The following is a 19,735-nucleotide window of genomic DNA, read 5'->3' on the forward strand; positions in this document are numbered from 1 at the left end:
AACTACCCCGGCATCTTCGACACGATCGAGCAAGCCCGGGCGTTCATGGACACCTACGTGCCCTGGTATAACCAGCACCACAAACACTCCGGCATCGCCCTGTTCTCACCCGACCAGGTCCACGACGGCAGCTGGCACCGCCACTGGCAACACCGCCACAACGTCCAACACGCCTACTACCAAGCCCACCCCGAACGCTTCCGCCACCACCCCAACACCCCAAAGCCAGCCGGCCTCGTCGGCATCAACACCCCCACCCAACGACTCCACGCAGCTTGACACAGCCCGATTCGTCACGAATGTCGCCCTGCGCCGCGCGAAACGCGACATTCGTGACGAATGTCGCCCTGCGCCGCGCGAAACGCGACATTCGTCACGAATGTCGCCCTGCGCCACGTGGGAGCCGCGATTCGTGACGAATGTCGCCCTGCGCCGCACGAAACGCGACATTCGTCACGAATCGCGGCTACTTGGGCTGCATGCGGATGGCGCCGTCGAGGCGGATGGTCTCACCGTTGAGCATCGGATTCTCGACGATGGCGCGGACGAGCGCGGCGTACTCGGCAGGCCGTCCCAGGCGGGAGGGATGCGGCACCTGCGCCGCGAGGGAGTCCTGCGCCGCCGGGGGCAGCCCCGCCATCATGGGCGTCTCGAAGATTCCCGGCGCGATCGTCATCACCCGGATGAGGCTGCGCGCGAACTCCCGCGCCAGCGGAAGCGTCATCGCAGCCACTCCGCCCTTCGAGGCGGAGTAGGCGGGCTGGCCGATCTGACCGTCGAACGCGGCGACCGATGCGGTGTTGACGATGACGCCGCGCTCCTCGCCCACCGGGTCGGTCTCCGCGATGGCCGCTGCCGCGAGCCGCACGACGTTGAAGGTGCCGATCAGATTAACACGGACGACACGCTCGAAGTGAGCGAGCGGGATGAGTCCGTCCCGTCCGATGACCTTCTCGGCCGTGGCGATCCCCGCACAGTTCACGACGACCCGCAGCGGACCCAGAGTGGATGCGGTGTCCACCGCCGCCTGAACCGCTTCCTCGTCGGTCACATCGGCCGGAACGAAGCGGGCGGCGGGTCCGAGGGCGATCGCCGCCTTCTCCCCCTCCGAGCTCGGAAGGTCGAGGATGACGACGTGCGCCCCTCCCTCGACGAGCGCACGGGCGGTCGCGTTGCCGAGTCCGCTCGCTCCGCCGGTGACCAGGGCCGAGCATCCGTCGAGCTGCATGGTTCTCCTTCGTTCGGTGTTCGTCCGGTGTTCGAATCCGGTGTTCGTTCGAATCCGGTTCTCGTTCGAATCCGGCGACGCAACCCGCCGGTTGCGTGCCCTCAGCGCAGCACTTCGATGAGCGTCGCGTTGGCCGTGCCGCCACCCTCGCACATCGTCTGCAGTCCGTAGCGTCCGCCGCGCGACTCGACCTCGTTCAGCAGGGTCGCGAGCAGCCGGGTCCCGGAGGACCCGAGCGCATGGCCGAGCGCGATCGCGCCGCCGTGCGGGTTGAGGCGCGACGGGTCCGCACCGAATTCCTGCCGCCACAGCAGCGGGATGGGCGCGAACGCCTCGTTCACCTCGTAGGCGTCGATCTGCTCCAGCCGGACGCCGCTGCGGTCGAGCAGCTTCCGCGTGGCCGGGAGGATGCCGGTGAGCATCAGCAACGGATCGCTTCCGGCGACGGCGAACGAGTGGAATCGGGCTCGGGGCCTGAGGCCGAGGCGCTTCGCCGCCTCCGCGCTCATGATCAGCGCGGCGGAGGCCCCGTCGGTGAGCGGCGACGAGTTGCCGGCCGTGATCTTCCAGTCCAGCTGCGGGAACCGCCCGGCGAGCCGGTCCGTGCGGAACGCCGGCTGCAGCTGGGCCAGCTTCTCCGGCGTCGTGCCCGGACGGATGGTCTCGTCGGCGACGACGCTGCCCGAGTCGGGCGTCGGCGCGGCGATCAGCTCGCCTTCGAAGGACCCGTCCGCCGCCGCCCGGGCGGCACGACTGTGCGACTGGGCTGCGAACTCGTCGAGCTGCTCCCGGCTGAAGCCCCACCGGTCGGCGATCAGCTCCGCCGCGACGCCCTGGTTCACGAGTCCCTCGGGGTAGCGTCCCTTCAGCAGAGCACCGCCGAGGGAGGCGCCCTGCAGGTTCGACCCCAGCGGCACGCGGCTCATGGACTCGACCCCGCAGGCGATGACGACGTCGTACGCGCCGGCGACGACACCCTGCGCCGCGAAGGCCGCCGCCTGCTGGCTCGACCCGCACTGCCGGTCGATCGTGACCGCCGGAACGGTGTCCGGGAAGCCCGCGCTGAGCACAGCCGTTCGCGTGATGTTGCCCGCCTGCTCGCCTGTCTGGGTGACGCATCCACCGATCACATCGTCGATGACCGCCGGGTCGATCCCCGTGCGCCCGACGAGCTCCAGCAGCACGCCGGCGAGGAGATCGGCCGGGTGGATGTCGGAGAGCTCGCCGTCCGGCTTCCCGCGCCCCGAGGGCGTCCGGACGACATCGACGATGACCGCCTCCGCGCGCGCCACCTCAGGCTCCGAACGGGTTCGGCGTGAGCGTGTACTTGGTGCTCAAGTACTCGTGGATGCCCTCGAGGCCGCCTTCGCGTCCGAGCCCGGACTGCTTGACGCCGCCGAACGGCGCAGCCGCGTTGGAGACCACGCCGACGTTGAGGCCCATCATCCCCGTCTCCAGCCGCTCGATCATGCGCTGCCCGCGCGCCAGGTCCTTCGTGAAGACGTAGGAGACCAGCCCGAACTCGGTGTCGTTCGCGATCCGTACCGCCTCGTCCTCGTCGGAGAACCGCACGATCGACAGCACCGGCCCGAAGATCTCCTGCCGCAGGATCTCGCTGCCCGCCCGCACATCCGTGACGACCGTCGGTTCGAAGAACGTGCCCGATCCCTCGATCCGGGACCCGCCGGTGAGCACGGACGCACCGCGGGTGACCGCATCCCGAAGCAGCTCGCTGGCCTTGTGGATGGCGTCCTCGTTGATGAGCGGACCGATCGTGACCCCGTCCTCGGTGCCGCGGCCGACCTTCAGGCCGTTCACGCGCTCGGTGACCCGCCGGGCGAACTCGTCCGCGACCGCCTCGTGCACGATGAACCGGTTCGCGGCGGTGCACGCCTCCCCGATGTTGCGGAACTTCGCCAGCATGGCTCCGTCGACCGCTTTGTCGAGGTCGGCGTCGTCGAACACGACGAACGGCGCGTTGCCGCCGAGCTCCATGGAGGTGCGGAGCACGTTCTCGGACGCCTGCTGCAGCAGCTTCCGGCCCACCTCGGTGGAACCGGTGAACGACAGCTTGCGCAGCCGCGGATCGGCGATGATCGGCGCGGACACTTTTCCGGAGGTCGTCGTCGTGACCACGTTGAGGACACCGCCCGGCAGCCCGGCATCCTCCAGCAGCTTCGCGAAGTACAGCGTCGACAGCGGCGTCAGCTCGGCGGGCTTCACGACGACCGTGCAGCCCGCGGCGAGCGCCGGCGCGATCTTCCGCGTCGCCATCGCCAGCGGAAAGTTCCACGGCGTGATCAGGAAGCACGGGCCGACCGGATGCTGCGAAACGATCATCCGCCCGGTGCCTTCCGGGTTGATCCCGTACCGGCCGGCGATGCGCACGGCCTCCTCCGAGAACCAGCGCAGGAACTCGCCGCCGTAGGTCACCTCGCCGCTCGCCTCCGCGACCGGCTTCCCCATCTCCAGCGTCATCAGCAGCGCGAAGTCGTCCCGCCGCTCCTGCAGCAGGTCGAAGGCGCGCCGCAGGATCTCGCCGCGCCGGCGTGCGGGCGTCGCCGCCCAGTCGTCCGCGGCGGCCACCGCCGCATCCAGAGCCCGGATGCCGTCCTCCGGGGACGCGTCGGCGATCTCCTTGATGCGGTCGCCGGTCGCGGGGTCGAACACGGGGAACGTTCCGGCCGATCCGGCCGTCCACTCCCCTCCGATGTACAGACCGTCGGGCACACGCTCCAGCAGAGCCTTCTCATCCATCAGCCGCGTTCCTCCTGTTCGATTCGTCCTCATCGTCCGTCAGGACCGCCGCCCGCACCAGGGGTACGGCGCGGTGGTCGATCTTCGTCGCGAGCGCGATGACCGTCGAGGTCCGCATGATGCCCGGGTCGCTGACGATGCGGTCGATCACCCGCTGCAGGTCGGCGTTGGACCGCGCGACGGCCCGGATCATCAGGTCGCCCGCACCGGTGATCGTGTGCACCTCCAGCACTTCCGGGATGGCCTCCAGGTGCTCGACGACGGTCACGTCGCGGTCGCCCTGGGCGATCTCCGCCGTCACGAACGCGGTCACGGGGTACCCGAGCCGGTCCGTGTCGATGGTGGGGGCGAAGTCGCGCACCACCCCCGAGCGCAGGAGCCGGTCCAGCCGCGCCTGTACCGTGCCGCGCGCCACTCCGAGCCGCCGCGACGCTTCGAACACACCCAGCCGCGGCTCCTCGGTCAGCAGCGCGATCAGATCGGCGTCGAGCTTGTCGACCATGCGGCCTCCTTCGGTCCTCGCCCATCGTATGACGCACCGCCCTCCCCCAGCCCCCCAGCCCCCGAGCCCCACCGTCGAGTACGCAGAGATTGCACGCCCGAGCGGCGTGTCGCGTGCAATCTCTGCGTACTCGACGGTGGGGCGGGGGGCGCTGGGGGGGTTAGGAGACGGGGATGGGGGCGCCGAGGAAGGGGAGCGCGGCCTGCTTGAAGGCGCGGGCGCTCAGCGTGGTGACGTGGTTGCGGCGCGGCAGGACGACCAGCTGGGCTCCGAGCAGGCGCGCCGCCTCCTCCGCCCCCTCCGTGACGGGGTCCGCCTCGCCGACGACCAGCATGGTCGGCACGGAGCTCGACAGCGGCAGCGGGTGGACCGCCATCCCGGCCGAGCACGCCGCGAGCGCCTCGCGGTCCACACCGGGCGCCTGGCGCAGCGAGGCGAGGAGCGGCGCGAGCGGGCTGTCCGCATCCAGCTCGGTGGACGCGTCGCGCAGCGCCGCCTGCACGGCGGAGACGCCCCAGTGCCCGAACTGCTCGACCGTTCCGACGCCGCCCACCACGAGGCGCCGGACCCGCGAGGGGGCCAGCGCGACCAGTGCGAGCGACACCCAGCTGCCCATGGAGTAGCCCACCACATCCACGCGTTCGTTACCGTTCACGTCGAGCACGGCCAGCAGATCCTGGGCGAGCAGCTCGGGCGAGTAGGCGTCCGGATCGTGCGGCGCGTCGCTCGCGCCGTGCCCCCGCAGGTCGGGGACGATCGCACCCCGCCCGGCCTCGGCGAGCGCCCGGACCCAGCCGGTCGCCTCCCAGGTCAGGGCACCGGTGGTGGCGAAGCCGTGCACGAGCAGCACCGGGTCGGGTCCGGGATGACGCTCCACGTGGATGTGCACGGCCTCAGTCCTCCGGAAGCGAGAGACGGACGCGGCGGCGGGGCGCCTCCTCCACCGGGACCGTGCCGACGATTCCGGCCTGCTCGTCCTCGACGGTGAAGGTCACGAGCGGGGCTCCCACCTCCAGCGACTCCCCCTCGGCCACGTGGAAGCGGGCCACGACACCGGACTGCGGCGACGGCAGCTCCACCGCCGACTTCGTCGTCTCGACCTCGACCAGCGGCGCGTTGCGCTCGACGTGGTCGCCCTCGGCGACCAGCCACTCCAGCACGGTCGCCTCCTGCAGCCCCTCGCCGAGGTCCGGGAGGTCGAAGGTTCGTTCAGCCACGGCGGTACTCCAGGGTCGTCTGGACGGCGTCCAGGATGCGGTCGATGCTCGGCAGGTACTCATCCTCCAGCACCGGCGAGGGATAGGGGACGTCCCAGCCGGTCACGCGCTGCACGGGAGCCTTCAGCTCGGCGAAGCAGCGCTCCGTGATGAGGGCGCTCACCTCGGCTCCGAGCCCGGCGGTCAGCGGGGCCTCGTGGACCACGACGGCCCGGCGGGTGCGGGCCACGGAGGCGGCCAGGCCGCCGGCGTCGATCGGCTTGAGCCAGCGCAGGTCGACCACCTCGATCTCGACGCCGTCCTCCGCTCCGAGCTCGGCCGCCTGCAGGCAGCGCGCCACCATGGCGCCCCACGCGACGAGGGTGACGTGACGGCCCGGGCGGACGACCCGCGAGGTCCCGACCGGAAGCCGCTCCGCCAGCTCGTCGTCGGAGACGGTGTCCTTGTGCCAGTACCGGGACTTCGGCTCGAGGAAGATCACCGGGTCCGGGTCCTCGATGGATTGACGCAGCAGCGCGTAGGCCTCCGCGGGCGTCGAAGGCGCCACGACCTTCAGTCCGGGCACCTGCGCGAACAGCGCCTCCAGGCTCTCACCGTGGTGCTCGGGCGCGCGGATCCCGCCGAAGCTGGGCAGCCGCAGCGTGATCGGCATGTCGAATGCGCCCCGGCTGCGGTAGTGCATCCGGGCGACCTGATTGACGATCTGGTCGACGGCGGGATACGAGAACCCGTCGAACTGGATCTCCGGCACCGGCCGCCACCCGGCCATCGCCAGCCCGACCGCCATCCCCATGATCCCGGCCTCGGCCAGCGTCGTGTCGAACACGCGATCGCCGCCGTATTTCGCTTTCAGCCCGTCGGTGACGCGGAAGACGCCGCCGAGCGTCCCGACGTCCTCGCCGAAGACGAGGGTGCGCTCGTCGGCCGCGAGAGCGTCGTCGAGCGCCCGGTTGAGTGCTCGTTGCATGGTGGTCAGCTCAGCCATGGCGGGACTCCTCCCAGGCGCGGCGCTGCCCGAGCAGAGCAGCGGGCGGATCGGAGAACACGAAGTCGAACATCTCCTCCGGTGGACGGCCGCCGAGCGCAGCGACGTCGTCGCGCACGCGGTCCGCCAGGGCTCCGGCGGTCTCGGCGACCTCGGCGAAGAACCCGTCGCCGACCGTGCCGGTGCGCCGCAGCTGCTGCTCGCACAGCGCGAGCGGATCGCGGGCCAGCCACGACTGCTCCTCGTCGAGGGTCCGGTAGCGGCCCGGGTCGTCCGAGGTGGAATGCGGTCCCAGGCGATAGGTCATCGCTTCGACGATGCTCGGGCCGCCGCCCTTCCTCGCCCGGTCCAGGGCTCGACGTGTCACGTCATAGACGGCGATCACATCGTTGCCGTCGACGCGCACCCCCGGCATGCCGTATCCGGCCCCGCGTGCCGCGACCGAGCCGCCGGCCACCTGCTCGGAGGCCGGGACCGAGATCGCCCAGCCGTTGTTCTGGCAGAAGAACACGACGGGCAGGCGCGAGACGGCGGCCGTGTTCATCGCCTCGTGGATGTCGCCCTGCGAGCTCGCTCCGTCGCCGAAGTAGGCGATCGCCACGCCTCCCGTGCGGTCGAGTTTCGCGCCGAGCGCCCAGCCGACCGCGTGCGTCACCGCTCCTCCGACGACCGCGTTGATCGGCGCGAGGCGCGCGGCCGCCGCATCCCAGAGCCCGCCGTGCCAGGCGCCCTGGTGCGAGGCGAGATAGGCGACAGGATCAACGCCCATCGCGACGGCGACACCCAGCTCGCGGTAGGTCGGGAAGGCGAAGTCGCGGCGGAGGTCCAGGGCGGCGGCGCTGCCCACCTGTGCGGCCTCCTGACCCCGCATCGGGGCGTAGCCGGGGATGATGCCCTGCCGCTGCATGGCGACTGCGTCGAGGTCGAGGCGGCGAACGGTCGCCATGGTCCGGTAGAGGCGTCGCAGCAGAGCGGCGTCGTCGGCATGCGCTTCGGCCGCAGGTCGCGCAGCGGTCCCGGCGCTTCGGGTGGTCATCGTCATGACGCCACTCTCGCCTGACCTGCCGGAGCGGGCAACACGTACAGTCCCGGTTGGTCAGTCTGCCCGCTCAGGGCGACGACAGCCGCCTTTCGCTGTGCAGGTTGTCGCCTCAGACCGCCTCGCGCTCACTGCTTTCTGTCGAGCCGGCGTCGCAGGGCGTCGTTCTCCTCCTGAAGCTCGATCACGCGTCCGACGCCGGTCAGGTTCACGCCCTGTTCCTGAAGCCGCGCGACGAGCCGGACACGCGCGATGTCGGCGTCGCTGTAGCGGCGGGTTCCGCCCTCGGTCCGCGCGGGGGTCAGCAGACCCTTCTCCTCGTAGAGCCGAAGCGTCGCCGGGGCGAGGCCGGCCAGTTCGGCCGCCACCGCGATGCTGTAGAGCGGAGTGCCCGAGGGTTCGTCGACCATGCTGAAACTTTCGTGAAGGGGCTGATTTCTTGGAAGGGATGTGGTACAAAATGTGTTGCGAATGCTACAGATTACTTCATAGCGACACTACACCTCTGAGATGGAAGGAGTGCACATCATGGCCATGTCGTTCGATCCTTTCAGCCAGCTGGACAGGATCGCCCAGAGCATCTTCGACACCAGCCGGCAGCCGCGGCTGATGCCGGTGGATCTGTTCCGGGAGCACGACAAGTACATCCTCAACGCGGACCTCCCCGGCGTGCAGCCCGACTCCGTCGACATCGACGTGGACGGACACCTGCTGACCCTGCGCGCTCAGCGGATGCCCACCGAGGAGAGATCGCAGCGCTGGCTGCTGCAGGAACGCCCGTACGGCGCCTACCAGCGCCAGTTCACGATCGGCGACGACATCGACCCCGACGGCATCACCGCGCACTACGACAACGGGGTGCTCACGGTGATGATCCCGGTGGCCGAGCGCGCCAAGCCCCGCAAGATCGAGATCGAATCCGGCGGCGGCCGTCAGCGGCAGAAGGCCGTGACGTCCTGAGCCGACATGGAGAGAGGTGCCCGCCGGCAGGCGGGCACCTCTCTGTGTGCGAACTCCGGATGGGCTTCACCCGTTCGAGAGATTGTCTCCGCACTTGTAGAAGCCGGTGACGAGCGTGTCGATCGCCTGCTTGGCGTTGTCCGACACGTTCCCCAGCGCGAAGACCGCGAACGTCAGCGGCGTCCCATCCGCCGCATTCACGATGCCCGACAGCGTGTAGCCGTTGTCGATCCACCCGGTCTTGGCGAACACCGAGCCGTCGGCGACCGAGTTCGCGCCGGTGAACCGGCTGTATCCCGGGCCGAGCGTCCCCGACTTGCCCGCGACCGGCAGACCGTCGTAGATCACTCCGAGTCCGTTCTGCCGGTTCAGCACCTTGATGAAGAGCTGCGTCAGATACGAGGGGGGCACCGCGTTGTCCCCGCTCAGCCCGGAGCCGTCGGCGATGTGGATGCCCGCCGTGTCGATCCCGTAGCCCTTGAGTCCGGCCAGGACACCGGCGTTCAACGCGTCGAACGTGTTGCCCGCGCCGTTCTTGATCGCGACCAGCCGGGCGAGCTCCTCCATGATGGTGTTGTCCGAGACCCGCATCGCCTGATCGATCAGTGCGGTGACCGGTTGCGACTGGACCGCGCCGAGCTGACGGGCGCCCGCCGGAGCGACGCCCTGGCTGACGCCGACGTCCGTCCCCAGGTACTGCTGGAAGTACTGCACCGCCCGGCTCACCGGGTCCGTGCTGCGCGGCGACTCCACGGCCGTCGGGTCGTCCCTGTCCCCATCCACCATGAGGGCGGTCATGTACGGGGTCGACCCCTCGACGACGCGCTCCTCGTGCTCGTCCCAGCTCGGCTGCCAGAACGGCGCGCCGAAGAGGGATGCGTCCACCACGATCGACGTGATCCGCTGGCCGCCCATGGCCTGCTTCACCTGGTTCGCGAGGTCCTGGATCTTGGGCGCGCCGGTGTAGAAGGAGGCCTGACCGTCGGGAAGCCGCGACAGCGTCACGTCCCCACCGCCGACGATGACGATCTGGCCGGGTGCGCTTCCGGCGACGACGGTCGTCGAGACCCGGTAGTCCGGCCCGAGCGTCGCGAGCGCGGCCGCCGAGGTCAGCGTCTTGAGGACGGACGCGGTGGGGCCGGGCTTCACGCCATTCCGGTCGAACAGGGTCTGGCCGGTCTTGGCGTTGACGACCTGGGCTTCGAGGTTCCCGAGCCGGCCGTCGGCCGCGAGGCCTGCGACCGAGCACGTCCGGATCCGCGTCGCCGCAGCCGGGTTCGCGGGAACGGGACGCGCCGGATCCACGGTGGGGGTCGGCGTCGGCGTGGCTTTCGGCGACGGTGCGCGGCTCGGGGAGGCGCTCGTCGCCGGCCCGGCGGCGGACGCGGGCCCGCCGACGGTCGCACCGAGGGCGACGCTCCCCGCACCGACCAGGATGAAGGCGACGGCCGCTCCCGCTGCGATCCACGTCTGCGGGTGGGAGCGGATCGCGGTCAGGATGCCACCGGCGGTGCCGGCACGTGCGGACCTGCGCGGACCGGTGCCCTGCTGATCCGATTCGTGCATCCGGGTATGCTACCGGGGCTTTCTGAACTCCGCCATCGGGCGCGGCTACCGGGGCCCGCGCCCGCCCGGCTCACGGCACCGCCGACACCAGGTAGTTGTCGAAGCGCACGGAGACGGGCGTGTTGGTGGCCGAGGCCGACAGGTAGGCCCGCAGGCCGACGTTCCCGGCCGACTGGAGCCCGGTCGTGGAGTCGGTCACGCCGGCCTGCCAGCTCGCCGGCTCGGGCTGCGTGGCGGACCAGACCTTCGCGTTCAGTGTCGTCGGCGAGACTCCCACCGCCTGCACCCTCAGGTCGAGCTGCTGGCCTGCGGTGTACGTCAGCCCGCTCACTCCGACCGCCTGAAGCGCCGTCCCGTTGGCGAGCAACTGCACCTGCACAGTCCCACTGGAGCTCACCCAGACCCGGCCCTCGTAGGTCACCGATCCCACCTGGCGGGCGATCGCCGAGACGAAGACGCCGCCTCCGGACGGGGCCAGATCCGTGGTGAAGGTGACGGTCGTGTCCGTCCGGCTCGAGCTGACGCCGCCCAGCGTCTCGGTCTTGGTGGAACCGGCGGGGTCGCTCATCCGCCCGGTGCCCGACGCGACCGAGTAGAAGGATGCGGTGCCCGCGCCGGTCCACGTTCCTCCGGTGTCCGCCGTCCCCCAGCCGCTCGTCACCGACCGCTCGAACGCATCCTTCGCCAGGGTGCTCCCCGAGGCCGCCGTGACGGTCACCTGGTGGGAGGTGGTCCCGGTCGCTCCCGCGTTGTCCGTCACTGTGAGCGTGATCGTGTACGTCCCCGCTGCAGCGTAGGTGTGGTTCGCGGTGGCGCCCGTCGCGGTCCCGCCGTCGCCGAACGTCCAGGCGTACGAGACGATGCTGCCGTCGGGGTCGTGGGACGCGGTCCCGTCGACCGCGACAGCGAGGCCATTCGTGCCGGCGACGAAGGACGCGGTGGGCGGCTGGTTGGCGCCGCCGCCGGCGATCGTGACGCTGTTGCCCACGCGCGAGATCCGGTTTCCGTCCGGGTCGGTGACGGTCAGCGTGTAGGTGTGACTACTGCCTCCGGCCAGGCCCGTGTCGGTGAAGCCCATGGCCGGCCGGCTCCAGAACACCGTGTCCTTGGTCACCTGGTAGATGGGATGGGCCGTGTCGCCATCGCGGGCCAGAGCGTAGGTGAGCGCGACGTTGTCCTGATCGTAGGTCGCCGTCCACGTCACAGCGGCCTGGCCGGCGACCGTGGAGGTCGCCGTCGGTGTGAGGGCGGTGTTGTTGTTCGGTCCTGTGGTGCTCTTCACCACCGAGTCGAAGGCGAACCGGGTCAACCCGTACTGGGCGGTGCCGTTGACGAAGGGGAACTCGCCGCCCACCACCAGGTAGCGACTGTCGCCCGCCACGCTCCAGGCCGCCTGTCCCTGGCCGGTGTAGGTGCCGGTGACGTAGGCCGGGAACCAGTTCAGGAGCGTCGGAGAGGGCTGCCCGCTGAAGTTCGCGTAGGCGGTGTTGCCGTCGTTGGTCAGCGTCCCGGTCCGCGCCTTCGAGAAAGCGATGGTGTGGTGGAAGGTGCGCGGGTTCGTCTCCGGGAATCCCCCGACATTGCGGCAGTCGTGAGGATGTCCGGCCACGTAGAGAGCGTTCGCGAGCGGCTGCACCGAGTAGGTGTCTCCGTGGCAGTCCTCCAGCCAGATCAGGGCGCCCGTGGTCGCATCGGACGAGAAGCTGCCCTCGAGGTTGCCGCCCGAGCCGTACACGTAGCCGGAGCCGTAGACACGGTCGGTGGTCGCCGCAAGCGACGTGATGCTGGAGTTCAGCCCGGCGTCCCGCACGATGTTGTTGGTCGGGAAGGGCAGGGTCGCACCGGTCGAGCCGCTCAGCATCGCGAGTCCGTAGTGCGCTTCGCCGTCCATGTGCTGGAAACGGCCTCCCGCGTACACCCGGCTGCCGTCGGGGCTCACGGCGAGCGCATCGACGACGGTGTCGGCGGAAGCGCCCCAGGAGGTGATCAGCGAGCCGTTCGACGGGTCGAGCTTGGCGATGTAGCCGCGCGCCACGCCGTTGACGCTGGAGAACGTGCCGCCCGCGTACACGGCGGTGTTCGTCACGGCGAGCGCTCGCACCTCGCTCTCCATGATCGGCCGGAAGGAGGCGATCGGCTGGCCGGTCGCCGTGCTGATCGCCACGATGCGGTAGTAGGCGGCCCCTCCGGCCGTGGTGAAGTCGCCTCCGACATACACGCGCGTGCCGTCCGGGGACGCCGCGACGACCAGACCCTGGGCGTTGAGCGGGACGTTGATGCCCGAGATCAGCGCGCCGGTCGTGATGTTGTAGGCGAGGAAGTTGCTCCGCGGCGTCGTGTTCGATCCCGCCGGCGAGCCGGCGGGCCTCGCGGTGGTGAATTTGCCCGCCACGTAGACGGTGTCTCCGACGACGACCTGCGACCACGCGACCCCGTCGATCTGCGTCGTCGGCAGCGCGGTCGCCCCGACCGTGGGCGGCGACGCCGGGTTGGTGGGATCGGGCGGCATCGTGTCGGCGAAGGCCGCCGTACCGAGTCCGGCACCTCCCCCGATGAGGAGCAGTGCGCTCAGCACCGCGGTGAACAGGCCGAGCGCGCGCGCCCTGCGGGACTTCCTCGTTGCATCCATGACAGCCTCGGCGTATCTGACTGATTCTCACCTTTTGAGGACCAGGCTACGCCGAGGCGGATGCGGTCGCACCAGAAAACAGGCGTGCAGCCAGCTAGGGAAGCGCGACCTGCCGGACGGTCCTCCACTGTCCGCTGGCGGCGCTCACGAGCGCAGCATCCACGATCTCCGCGGCCGACCAGGCATCCGCAGCAGAGGGAGCGTATTGGATGCCCTCGGCCACCGACCGCAGGAAGAGCGAGGCTTCGATCGTCTTGAGGTCGTCGAAGCCCATGCTCGTCCCCGCGCCGGGCTGGAAGCGGGCGAACTCCCCGAAACCGGGGGATGCCATCACCCGCCGGTACCCGGAGGCGTCGTCGGCGAGCTCGAGCTCGTTGAGGCGCTCGAAGTCCCAGCGGAGGGAGCCGGCCGTTCCGTAGATCTCCAGGGAGTACCCGGCCCGCGGACCGACGGCGACCCGGCTCGCTTCGAGCGTGCCGACCGCTCCCGATTCCAGGCGCACGAGCAGCGCAGCGTAGTCCTCGTTCTCCACCTTCCCCCGCGGATCGTCGTCGCGGCCCTTGCTGAAGTGGCTGGCGGCGTCCCCGCGCGGCAGCGGGCGCTCCGCGATCACCGTGGAGGTGAGCGCCGTGACCGCATCGATGCGCCCTGCGATGAACTGCACCAGATCGGCAGCGTGCGAGAGGAGGTCGCCCAGGACCCCCGACCCCGCTCGCTCCTGCTGGAAGCGCCAGGTGAGCGCGCCGGCCGGATCGGCGGAGTAATCGGCGAGGAAGGAAGCGCGGACGTTCGTGATGGCGCCGATCGCGCCGTCGGCGACCAGCTCGCGGGCCCGGGCGATGGCGGGTGCGTGGCGGTAGTTGAAGCCGACCGCCGTGACCAGCCCGCGGGCGGCTGCCGCCCGGGCGATCTGCGCGGACTCGGCGGCGGATCTGCCCATCGGCTTCTCGATCCAGATCGGCTTGCCCGCCTCGATCGCGGCGAGCGCGATCTCACGGTGCAGGAAGTTCGGCGAGCAGATCGAGACGACGTCCACAGCAGCGTTCGCGAGGACCTCGCGGTAGTCCGCGACGGCCTCGCGAAAGCCGAGCACCTCGGTGGCGAGGGCCCGGGTCGCCGCGTCGGGGTCCGCGGCGACCACCAGCTCGGCCCGGACGGGAAGCTCCGGGAAATGCTGCCGGGCCGCCAGGTACGCCCGCGAATGGAGCCGCCCCATCCACCCGATCGAGATCACGCCGACGCCGAGGGACCGGGTCTGTGCCATCTTCTGCTCCTGATTCTGCATGCGTCGTCGGATGCGCGTCGATGCTATCAGGTGCTGATGAACGAATGTCCATACAAACTATTGACAGCGTCGTCGCGCATGGTTCAGACTCATCTCGACGCCGACGTCACGTGAGAGGGGTGCAGCAATGACGCAGCCGCCTCATGGGCCGCTCGGCGCACCGTACGCGACCGTCGACCCCGCCCGGTGCCCGGTGATCGTGGACGTTCATCCCTCGCGCCGTCGCCTCGGCCGGCGCCCCTAGAGAGGCACATTCCCGATAATGAAGCGCATATTCGCAGTGGCCGCTGTTGCGGCAGCCGCCTGCATCACGCTCGCTGCATGCACCGGAACCGGTCAGGCAGCCGCAGACAAGACGAGCGGAACCACCAGCGGGTCCACCAGCCTGAACCTCACGTACGCCGTGGTGACCCACTCCGGTCCGGGAGACGCCTTCTGGGACCGCGTCAAGGCCGGCGCCGAGAAGGCGGGCACCGACTACGGAGTCAAGGTCACCTACAACGCGGACCCCGACCCGGCCAAGCAGTCGCAGCTCATCGACAACGCGGTCGCCCAGAAGGTCAACGGGATCGTGGTCTCGATGGCCAACCCGGACGGCCTTGAGGCGAGCATCAAGAAGGCGGTCGCCGCGGGCATCACGGTCGTCACCATCAACTCGGGGATCGAGCGGTCCGCCGAGTTCGGGGCGATCACGCACGTCGGCCAGAGCGAGACCGTCGCCGGGACCGCCGTCGGGAAGCGGCTGGCGGCCGCCGGACTGAAGAAGGCGCTCTGCGTCATCCAGGAGGCCGGGAACGTCGGTCTCGAGGAGCGCTGCAGCGCTGCGGCGAAGGCCTTCGGCGGCACGATGACGAACCTCCAGGTGGACGGCACCAACGACTCGGACGTCAAGGCGACCATCAAGTCGAAGCTGCAGGCAGACCCGTCCATCGACTCCGTCCTCACCCTGGGCGGCCAGTACGCCATCGACGCCGTCGGCGCCGTCGACGAGTCGAAGAGCTCGGCCAAGGTCGCGACCTTCGACCTCTCGACCGACGTGGTGACCGACGTCAAGGCGGGCAAGATCCTGTTCGCCGTCGATCAGCAGCCGTACGTGCAGGGATTCCTCGGAGTCACCGCTCTGTACCTCAACTCCATCAACGGGAACATCATCGGCGGCGGACAGCCGATCTACTCCGGTCCGGCATTCGTCACGAAGGAGAACGCGGCACAGGTCGAGAAGTTCGCCGCGCAGGGCACCCGCTAGCTGAAACCCTTCGGGCGGGTGGAGCGGACCCGGTCCGCTCCACCCGCCCGAAGCCCACGAAAGGAAACCCGTGACCACCACCGACATCGAGGTCGTCGCGACGAGGCGGCCCCTCAATCGCGGAATGATCCGTCGTCTGCTCAGCCGCCCGGAGATCGGGGCGCTCGTCGCCGCCCTCGCGGTCATGATCTTCTTCTCCGTCTACACGACCACCTTCTTCACCCTCCCGGGCGCCGGAGTGTGGCTGGAGTCCGCATCCACCTTCGGGATCATGGCCGTGGCGGTCGCGATGCTCATGATCGGCGGGGAGTTCGACCTCTCCGCCGGCGTGATGACGGGATTCACCGCGCTGATCGTCGGCGTGCTCACCACCCACTACGGGCTCAACATCTGGATCGCCGTCGTCATCGCCCTCGCCGTGGCCCTGGCCGTGGGAGCCCTCAACGGCTACCTCGTGATGCGGACCGGTCTCCCGAGCTTCATCGTGACGCTCGGCACCTTCTTCGTCCTCGCGGGCATCGACCTCGCCGTGACCAAGCTCATCACCGGCCAGGTGGCGATCGAGGGCATGACCTCCGTCCCCCTCTACGACTCCATCCAGCCGCTGTTCGGGTCCTCGATCCAGATCGGCGGCGGCACCTTCTACGTGTCGGTCCTCTGGTGGTTCCTCGTCACGGCTGTCGCCACCTGGGTGCTGCTGCGCACGCGCGCCGGGAACTGGGTCTTCGCCGTGGGCGGCGCCCTGAACTCGTCCCGTCAGGTCGGCGTCCCCATCATGAAGACCAAGGTCGGGCTGTTCATGACCACGGCCGGCGCGGGGTGGCTCGTCGGGATGATCTCGCTCTTCCGCACCTCGACCGTGCAGGCGAACACCGGCGTCGGCCAGGAGTTCATCTACATCATCTGCGCCGTCGTCGGCGGCTGCCTGCTGACCGGCGGCTTCGGCTCGGCTGTGGGCGCCGCCCTCGGCGCCCTGATCTACGGAATGGTCTTCCAGGGAATCACCTTCGCCCAGTGGGACACCAACTGGCTCCGCACCTTCCTCGGCGCGATGCTGTTGCTGGCCGTGTTGCTCAACCACTGGGTCCGCATTCGAGCAGGAGGCTCACGATGAGCACGACGACCACATCGACGACGACCACGGCGAGCGGCCGGCACATCATCGAGGTCCGGGACATCGGGAAGCGGTACGGAGCGGTCGACGCACTGCACGGCGTCTCCACGGCGGTGTCCGCCGGAGAGGTGACCTGCGTGCTGGGCGACAACGGCGCCGGGAAGTCGACCTTCATCAAGATGCTGGCGGGCGCCCACAGCCCGAGCCATGGCGAGATCCTCCTGGATGGGCAGCCCGTGACCTTCGGGTCCCCGCGCGACGCCCTGGATGCGGGGATCGCGACTGTCTACCAGGACCTCGCCGTCATCCCGCTGATGCCGGTCTGGAGGAACTTCTTCCTGGGCTCGGAGATCACGCGCGGATGGGGGCCGTTCCGGCGCCTCGACGTGAAGAAGATGAAGACGATCACGTACACCGAGCTCGCGAACATGGGCATCGACCTGCGCGACGTCGACCAGGCGATCGGGACCCTCTCGGGAGGCGAACGGCAGTGCGTCGCCATCGCCCGGGCCGTCTACTTCGGGGCCCGCGTGCTGATCCTCGACGAGCCGACGGCGGCGCTCGGGGTCAAGCAGTCCGGGGTGGTGCTGCGCTACATCGCGCGGGCACGCGATCGCGGGCTCGGGGTGGTCTTCATCACCCACAACCCGCATCACGCCTACCCGGTCGGCGACCGCTTCCTGCTTCTCAACCGGGGAACCAGTCAGGGCGACTTCGCGAAATCCGAGGTCACACTGGCCGAGCTCACCAGTCTCATGGCCGGAGGCGCGGAGCTCGACACGCTCGCGCACGAGCTCGAGCGGACGCCGTGACGGCCTGACGTCCTCCGGCGGGCTCAGTCAGCCAGCGGCCGGTAGCGGAGCCGCACGACCCCGTTGCCGAAGCGGTGCTCGTCGAGCAGTTCGAGGGCGCCGCGCGTCCCCGGCGGGAGGCCCGGCTTGCCGCCGCCGACGACGAGCGGCATGACGTAGAGCTGGAGCTCGCCGATGAGCCCCGCCGCGAACGCCTGGGCCGCGAGCTCCGCGCCTCCGATCAGGACATCGCGCGAGGCGGAGACCAGGAGTTCCCGCACCGCGGCCGGGTCGAAGTCGCGCTCGATCCGGGTGCGGGCGGTGGAGGCGGCGGCCAGGGTCCGGGAATAGACCACCTTGTCCGGCGCCTGCCACGCCGCGGCGAACCCGGCGAACGGTGCCGACTGGGCGGCGAGGCCGGTGTCGGTCTCCCAGACGGCCATCTTCTCGTACAGCCTCCGCCCGTACAGGAGGGTGCCGACAGACCGCAGCAAGTCGGTATGGGACTGGAACACCTCGTCGTCGACCGGGAGGAAGTCGAACGCCCCGCTCTCATCCTCGATGTAGCCGTCGAGGGTCACATTCGTTGCATAGATCAGCTGCGCCATGAGGCGAATGTAGCCTCGAACGCGTCGAGCGCGTCGTCTGCGTCTCCGCTCGCCCAGCTCTCCAGCGCGATGACGCCGCTGTAGCCGAGAGCCGTCAGTTCGTCGGCTATCCGCGCGTAGCGGATCTCTCCGGTGCCCGGCTCGCACCGGCCCGGGACATCCGCCACCTGCACCTCGCCGATGTACGGGAACGCATCGCGGACCAGCTGCACCAGATTCCCCTCCCCGATCTGCGCGTGATACAGGTCGAGGTTGAGGCGGAGCGCGGGATGGTCGACCGCGGCCACGAGCGCCAGTGTGTCTGCGGCCCGCGCGAATGGGGTTCCCGGATGGTCGACCGCGGTGTTCAGATTCTCCAGCGTGAAGACCCTGCCGGCATCCCCGGCTAGCTCGGCCAGCCGGCGAAGCGTGTCACCGGCGGTGAGCCAATCCGCGCCGGTGACCTCGCGGCTGGGGACGACCGGGATGCCGTGCGCGTCGAGACCGGTGCCGTGGAGGTTGAGCCGCGGGCAGTCGAGGATGTCCGCTGCGCGCAGGGACTCCCCGGCCGTCGAGAGGAGCTCGGCGATGCCGTCCTCGGTGACGAGGTCGCCCCGCAGGTATCCGGTCATCGACGAGAACGTCGCTCCGGTCGCGGCGAGCCCGCCCAGGTCCTTCGACGACCAGTCCCAGATCTCGACCTCGAGTCCCCGCTCGTGGATGCGCTGCACCCGCTCGATGAACGGGCGTTCGAGGTAGAGCATTTCCGCGGAGGCGGCGAGCCGGTAGGGCATCAGCCGACATCCACCCGGACGATCAGACCCGTCTCCGCGGAGCGCTGGGCCGCGTCGGCCAGGATCAGCGCCGCCCGGCCGTCCTCGAAGCTCGGGCTGCTCGACGCTTCGCCGCGGACGAGCTTGACGAACTCGCGGAGCTCGGCGGCATAGGCCTCGGCGTAACGCTCGAGGAAGAAGTCCTGATACGGCGGCTTGGCCTCCACCGCGCTCGCAGTGGAGAGACTGACGAGGCTGGTCGGCGCATTGGCGACCTGCAGCATCCCCTGGGAGCCGAACGCTTCGATGCGCTGGTCGTACCCCACAGCGCTGTGCCGCGAGTTGATGATCGTCACCATCGCCCCCGACGAGGCGAGCAACGTCGAGACCGCGGTGTCGTAGTCTCCGTGCTCGCGGGCGCCCGCGTCGAAGAGGACGGATCCGGCGGCGCGCACCTCGACGATGTCGGGGAGGAAGAACCGGGCCATGTCGAAGTCGTGGATCGTCATGTCCCGGAAGATGCCTCCCGAGACCGCGACATAGGCGGCGGGGGGAGCCGACGGATCCCGGCTGATGATGGAGAGCTGCTCCAGCTCGCCGATCTCACCGGCCGCCACCCGGGCGCGCGCGGCGGCGAACGACGGATCGAACCGCCGGTTGAATCCGAGCGCGACGGGGACGCCGGAGCCGGCGACCGCCGGACGCAGAGCATCCACTCGGGCGATGTCGAGATCGATCGGCTTCTCGCACAGCACGGGGATGCCGGCGCTCACGGCGGCGCCGATCAGGTCGACATGCGTCGGGGTCGGGGATGCGATGAGCACCGCGTCGACGTCCCCGGCCGCCAGAACCTCCTCCGCCGATTCGGTGACCCTCCCGCCGTAGGCTGCGGCGACGGAACGCGCACCCTCCACGATGGGGTCGCAGACCCAGGCGAGCGTGGTCCCCGGGTCGGCGGCGATGCTCCGGGCGTGGACCTGCCCGATTCTGCCTGTGCCGATCAGACCGAACCGAAGGGGCGTCTCTGTCACTGTTCTTCCTGTCTTCCTGTGTTCC

19 protein-coding genes and 1 pseudogene are annotated in these 19,735 nt (G+C 69.9%); 5 read left to right on the top strand and 15 right to left on the bottom strand.

Annotated features, from left to right (window positions below; genetic code table 11):
• Window positions 1-279: pseudogene (locus tag BM287_RS17855) on the top strand (IS3 family transposase); the annotation flags it as partial.
• A 187-nt stretch (window positions 280-466) separates the two neighbouring features.
• Here BM287_RS17855 and BM287_RS11750 read toward each other — a convergent pair.
• From BM287_RS11750 to BM287_RS11790, 9 genes are all read right to left on the bottom strand, one after another.
• A complete protein-coding gene (locus BM287_RS11750; RefSeq protein ID WP_090040012.1) occupies window positions 467-1,228 on the bottom strand; it encodes a 3-hydroxyacyl-CoA dehydrogenase in 762 nt (253 codons plus the stop codon).
• A 101-nt stretch (window positions 1,229-1,329) separates the two neighbouring features.
• Complete coding sequence (locus BM287_RS11755; RefSeq protein WP_090040009.1) at window positions 1,330-2,520, bottom strand: thiolase family protein; 1,191 nt, start codon at window positions 2,518-2,520, stop codon at window positions 1,330-1,332.
• Window position 2,521: 1 nt separating this feature from the next.
• Entirely contained in the window at window positions 2,522-3,985 is a 1,464-nt protein-coding gene (locus BM287_RS11760) for an NAD-dependent succinate-semialdehyde dehydrogenase (protein WP_090040007.1), read from the bottom strand.
• The gene (locus tag BM287_RS11765; RefSeq protein WP_090040002.1) at window positions 3,978-4,487 is read right to left on the bottom strand and encodes an Lrp/AsnC family transcriptional regulator; all 510 of its coding nucleotides are present in this window, start codon (window positions 4,485-4,487) and stop codon (window positions 3,978-3,980) included. The genes BM287_RS11760 and BM287_RS11765 overlap by 8 nt, the downstream gene beginning before the upstream one ends.
• 160 nt (window positions 4,488-4,647) lie before the next feature.
• Window positions 4,648-5,376, bottom strand: coding sequence for an alpha/beta fold hydrolase (locus tag BM287_RS11770; protein WP_090040000.1), 729 nt, complete (start codon window positions 5,374-5,376; stop codon window positions 4,648-4,650).
• Between the two features lie 4 nt (window positions 5,377-5,380).
• Window positions 5,381-5,704 (bottom strand): biotin/lipoyl-containing protein, encoded by a 324-nt coding sequence (locus tag BM287_RS11775; RefSeq protein WP_090039997.1) that lies wholly within the window; start codon window positions 5,702-5,704, stop codon window positions 5,381-5,383.
• Complete coding sequence (locus BM287_RS11780; protein WP_090039995.1) at window positions 5,697-6,689, bottom strand: alpha-ketoacid dehydrogenase subunit beta; 993 nt, start codon at window positions 6,687-6,689, stop codon at window positions 5,697-5,699. Before BM287_RS11780 ends, BM287_RS11775 begins: the two co-directional genes overlap by 8 nt.
• A complete protein-coding gene (locus tag BM287_RS11785; protein WP_090039994.1) occupies window positions 6,682-7,731 on the bottom strand; it encodes a thiamine pyrophosphate-dependent enzyme in 1,050 nt (349 codons plus the stop codon). Before BM287_RS11785 ends, BM287_RS11780 begins: the two co-directional genes overlap by 8 nt.
• Window positions 7,732-7,856: 125 nt before the next feature.
• Complete coding sequence (locus BM287_RS11790) at window positions 7,857-8,138, bottom strand: MerR family transcriptional regulator (RefSeq protein ID WP_090039993.1); 282 nt, start codon at window positions 8,136-8,138, stop codon at window positions 7,857-7,859.
• 118 nt (window positions 8,139-8,256) lie between these two features.
• Between BM287_RS11790 and BM287_RS11795 the strand changes: the two genes are divergently transcribed.
• Window positions 8,257-8,688, top strand: a complete 432-nt coding sequence (locus BM287_RS11795) for an Hsp20/alpha crystallin family protein (protein ID WP_090040027.1) — start codon at window positions 8,257-8,259, stop codon at window positions 8,686-8,688.
• 66 nt (window positions 8,689-8,754) lie between these two features.
• On the opposite strand, the gene BM287_RS11800 is transcribed toward BM287_RS11795, so the two are convergent.
• The 3 genes from BM287_RS11800 to BM287_RS11810 all read right to left on the bottom strand — a co-directional run bounded on the left by BM287_RS11800 (window position 8,755) and on the right by BM287_RS11810 (window position 14,147).
• Window positions 8,755-10,254: a D-alanyl-D-alanine carboxypeptidase/D-alanyl-D-alanine-endopeptidase gene (locus tag BM287_RS11800; RefSeq protein WP_090039990.1), complete on the bottom strand. Its 1,500-nt coding sequence runs from the start codon at window positions 10,252-10,254 to the stop codon at window positions 8,755-8,757.
• 70 nt (window positions 10,255-10,324) lie between these two features.
• Window positions 10,325-12,883, bottom strand: coding sequence for a PKD domain-containing protein (locus BM287_RS11805; protein WP_090039988.1), 2,559 nt, complete (start codon window positions 12,881-12,883; stop codon window positions 10,325-10,327).
• Window positions 12,884-12,977: 94 nt separating this feature from the next.
• Window positions 12,978-14,147 (bottom strand): Gfo/Idh/MocA family protein, encoded by a 1,170-nt coding sequence (locus tag BM287_RS11810; protein WP_090040025.1) that lies wholly within the window; start codon window positions 14,145-14,147, stop codon window positions 12,978-12,980.
• 283 nt (window positions 14,148-14,430) lie between these two features.
• Here BM287_RS11810 and BM287_RS11815 point away from each other — a divergent pair, with 283 nt between their 5' ends.
• The 3 genes from BM287_RS11815 to BM287_RS11825 all read left to right on the top strand — a co-directional run bounded on the left by BM287_RS11815 (window position 14,431) and on the right by BM287_RS11825 (window position 17,340).
• On the top strand, window positions 14,431-15,414 hold the full coding sequence (locus tag BM287_RS11815) for a sugar ABC transporter substrate-binding protein (RefSeq protein ID WP_090039985.1): 984 nt from the start codon (window positions 14,431-14,433) through the stop codon (window positions 15,412-15,414).
• Between the two features lie 70 nt (window positions 15,415-15,484).
• A complete protein-coding gene (locus BM287_RS11820) occupies window positions 15,485-16,528 on the top strand; it encodes an ABC transporter permease (protein WP_090039982.1) in 1,044 nt (347 codons plus the stop codon).
• Window positions 16,525-17,340 carry an ATP-binding cassette domain-containing protein gene (locus tag BM287_RS11825; protein ID WP_090039979.1) on the top strand — a complete coding sequence of 272 codons (816 nt, stop codon included), beginning with the start codon at window positions 16,525-16,527 and terminating at the stop codon, window positions 17,338-17,340. Before BM287_RS11820 ends, BM287_RS11825 begins: the two co-directional genes overlap by 4 nt.
• Before the next feature lie 23 nt (window positions 17,341-17,363).
• Here BM287_RS11825 and BM287_RS11830 read toward each other — a convergent pair whose 3' ends face one another.
• The 3 genes from BM287_RS11830 to iolG are packed head-to-tail and all read right to left on the bottom strand — an operon-like array spanning window position 17,364 to window position 19,710.
• Complete coding sequence (locus BM287_RS11830) at window positions 17,364-17,927, bottom strand: dihydrofolate reductase family protein (protein WP_090039977.1); 564 nt, start codon at window positions 17,925-17,927, stop codon at window positions 17,364-17,366.
• The gene (locus BM287_RS11835; RefSeq protein WP_170857535.1) at window positions 17,915-18,703 is read right to left on the bottom strand and encodes a TIM barrel protein; all 789 of its coding nucleotides are present in this window, start codon (window positions 18,701-18,703) and stop codon (window positions 17,915-17,917) included. Before BM287_RS11835 ends, BM287_RS11830 begins: the two co-directional genes overlap by 13 nt.
• A complete protein-coding gene (gene iolG, locus BM287_RS11840; protein ID WP_090039972.1) occupies window positions 18,700-19,710 on the bottom strand; it encodes an inositol 2-dehydrogenase in 1,011 nt (336 codons plus the stop codon). Before iolG ends, BM287_RS11835 begins: the two co-directional genes overlap by 4 nt.
• Between the last annotated feature and the right edge of the window lie 25 nt (window positions 19,711-19,735).

The organism is Leifsonia sp. CL147 (genome assembly GCF_900114565.1).
Classification (GTDB): domain Bacteria; phylum Actinomycetota; class Actinomycetes; order Actinomycetales; family Microbacteriaceae; genus Leifsonia.

Coding starts and splice junctions, on each gene's coding strand:
- BM287_RS11815 (WP_090039985.1), top strand. CDS start 14,431: ATGAAGCGCATATTCGCAGTGGCCGCTGTTGCGGCAGCCGCCTGCATC.
- BM287_RS11750 (WP_090040012.1), bottom strand. CDS start 1,228: ATGCAGCTCGACGGATGCTCGGCCCTGGTCACCGGCGGAGCGAGCGGA.
- BM287_RS11825 (WP_090039979.1), top strand. CDS start 16,525: ATGAGCACGACGACCACATCGACGACGACCACGGCGAGCGGCCGGCAC.
- BM287_RS11785 (WP_090039994.1), bottom strand. CDS start 7,731: ATGACGATGACCACCCGAAGCGCCGGGACCGCTGCGCGACCTGCGGCC.
- BM287_RS11780 (WP_090039995.1), bottom strand. CDS start 6,689: ATGGCTGAGCTGACCACCATGCAACGAGCACTCAACCGGGCGCTCGAC.
- BM287_RS11795 (WP_090040027.1), top strand. CDS start 8,257: ATGGCCATGTCGTTCGATCCTTTCAGCCAGCTGGACAGGATCGCCCAG.
- BM287_RS11765 (WP_090040002.1), bottom strand. CDS start 4,487: ATGGTCGACAAGCTCGACGCCGATCTGATCGCGCTGCTGACCGAGGAG.
- BM287_RS11790 (WP_090039993.1), bottom strand. CDS start 8,138: ATGGTCGACGAACCCTCGGGCACTCCGCTCTACAGCATCGCGGTGGCG.
- BM287_RS11760 (WP_090040007.1), bottom strand. CDS start 3,985: ATGGATGAGAAGGCTCTGCTGGAGCGTGTGCCCGACGGTCTGTACATC.
- BM287_RS11800 (WP_090039990.1), bottom strand. CDS start 10,254: ATGCACGAATCGGATCAGCAGGGCACCGGTCCGCGCAGGTCCGCACGT.
- BM287_RS11830 (WP_090039977.1), bottom strand. CDS start 17,927: ATGGCGCAGCTGATCTATGCAACGAATGTGACCCTCGACGGCTACATC.
- BM287_RS11810 (WP_090040025.1), bottom strand. CDS start 14,147: ATGGCACAGACCCGGTCCCTCGGCGTCGGCGTGATCTCGATCGGGTGG.
- BM287_RS11805 (WP_090039988.1), bottom strand. CDS start 12,883: ATGGATGCAACGAGGAAGTCCCGCAGGGCGCGCGCGCTCGGCCTGTTC.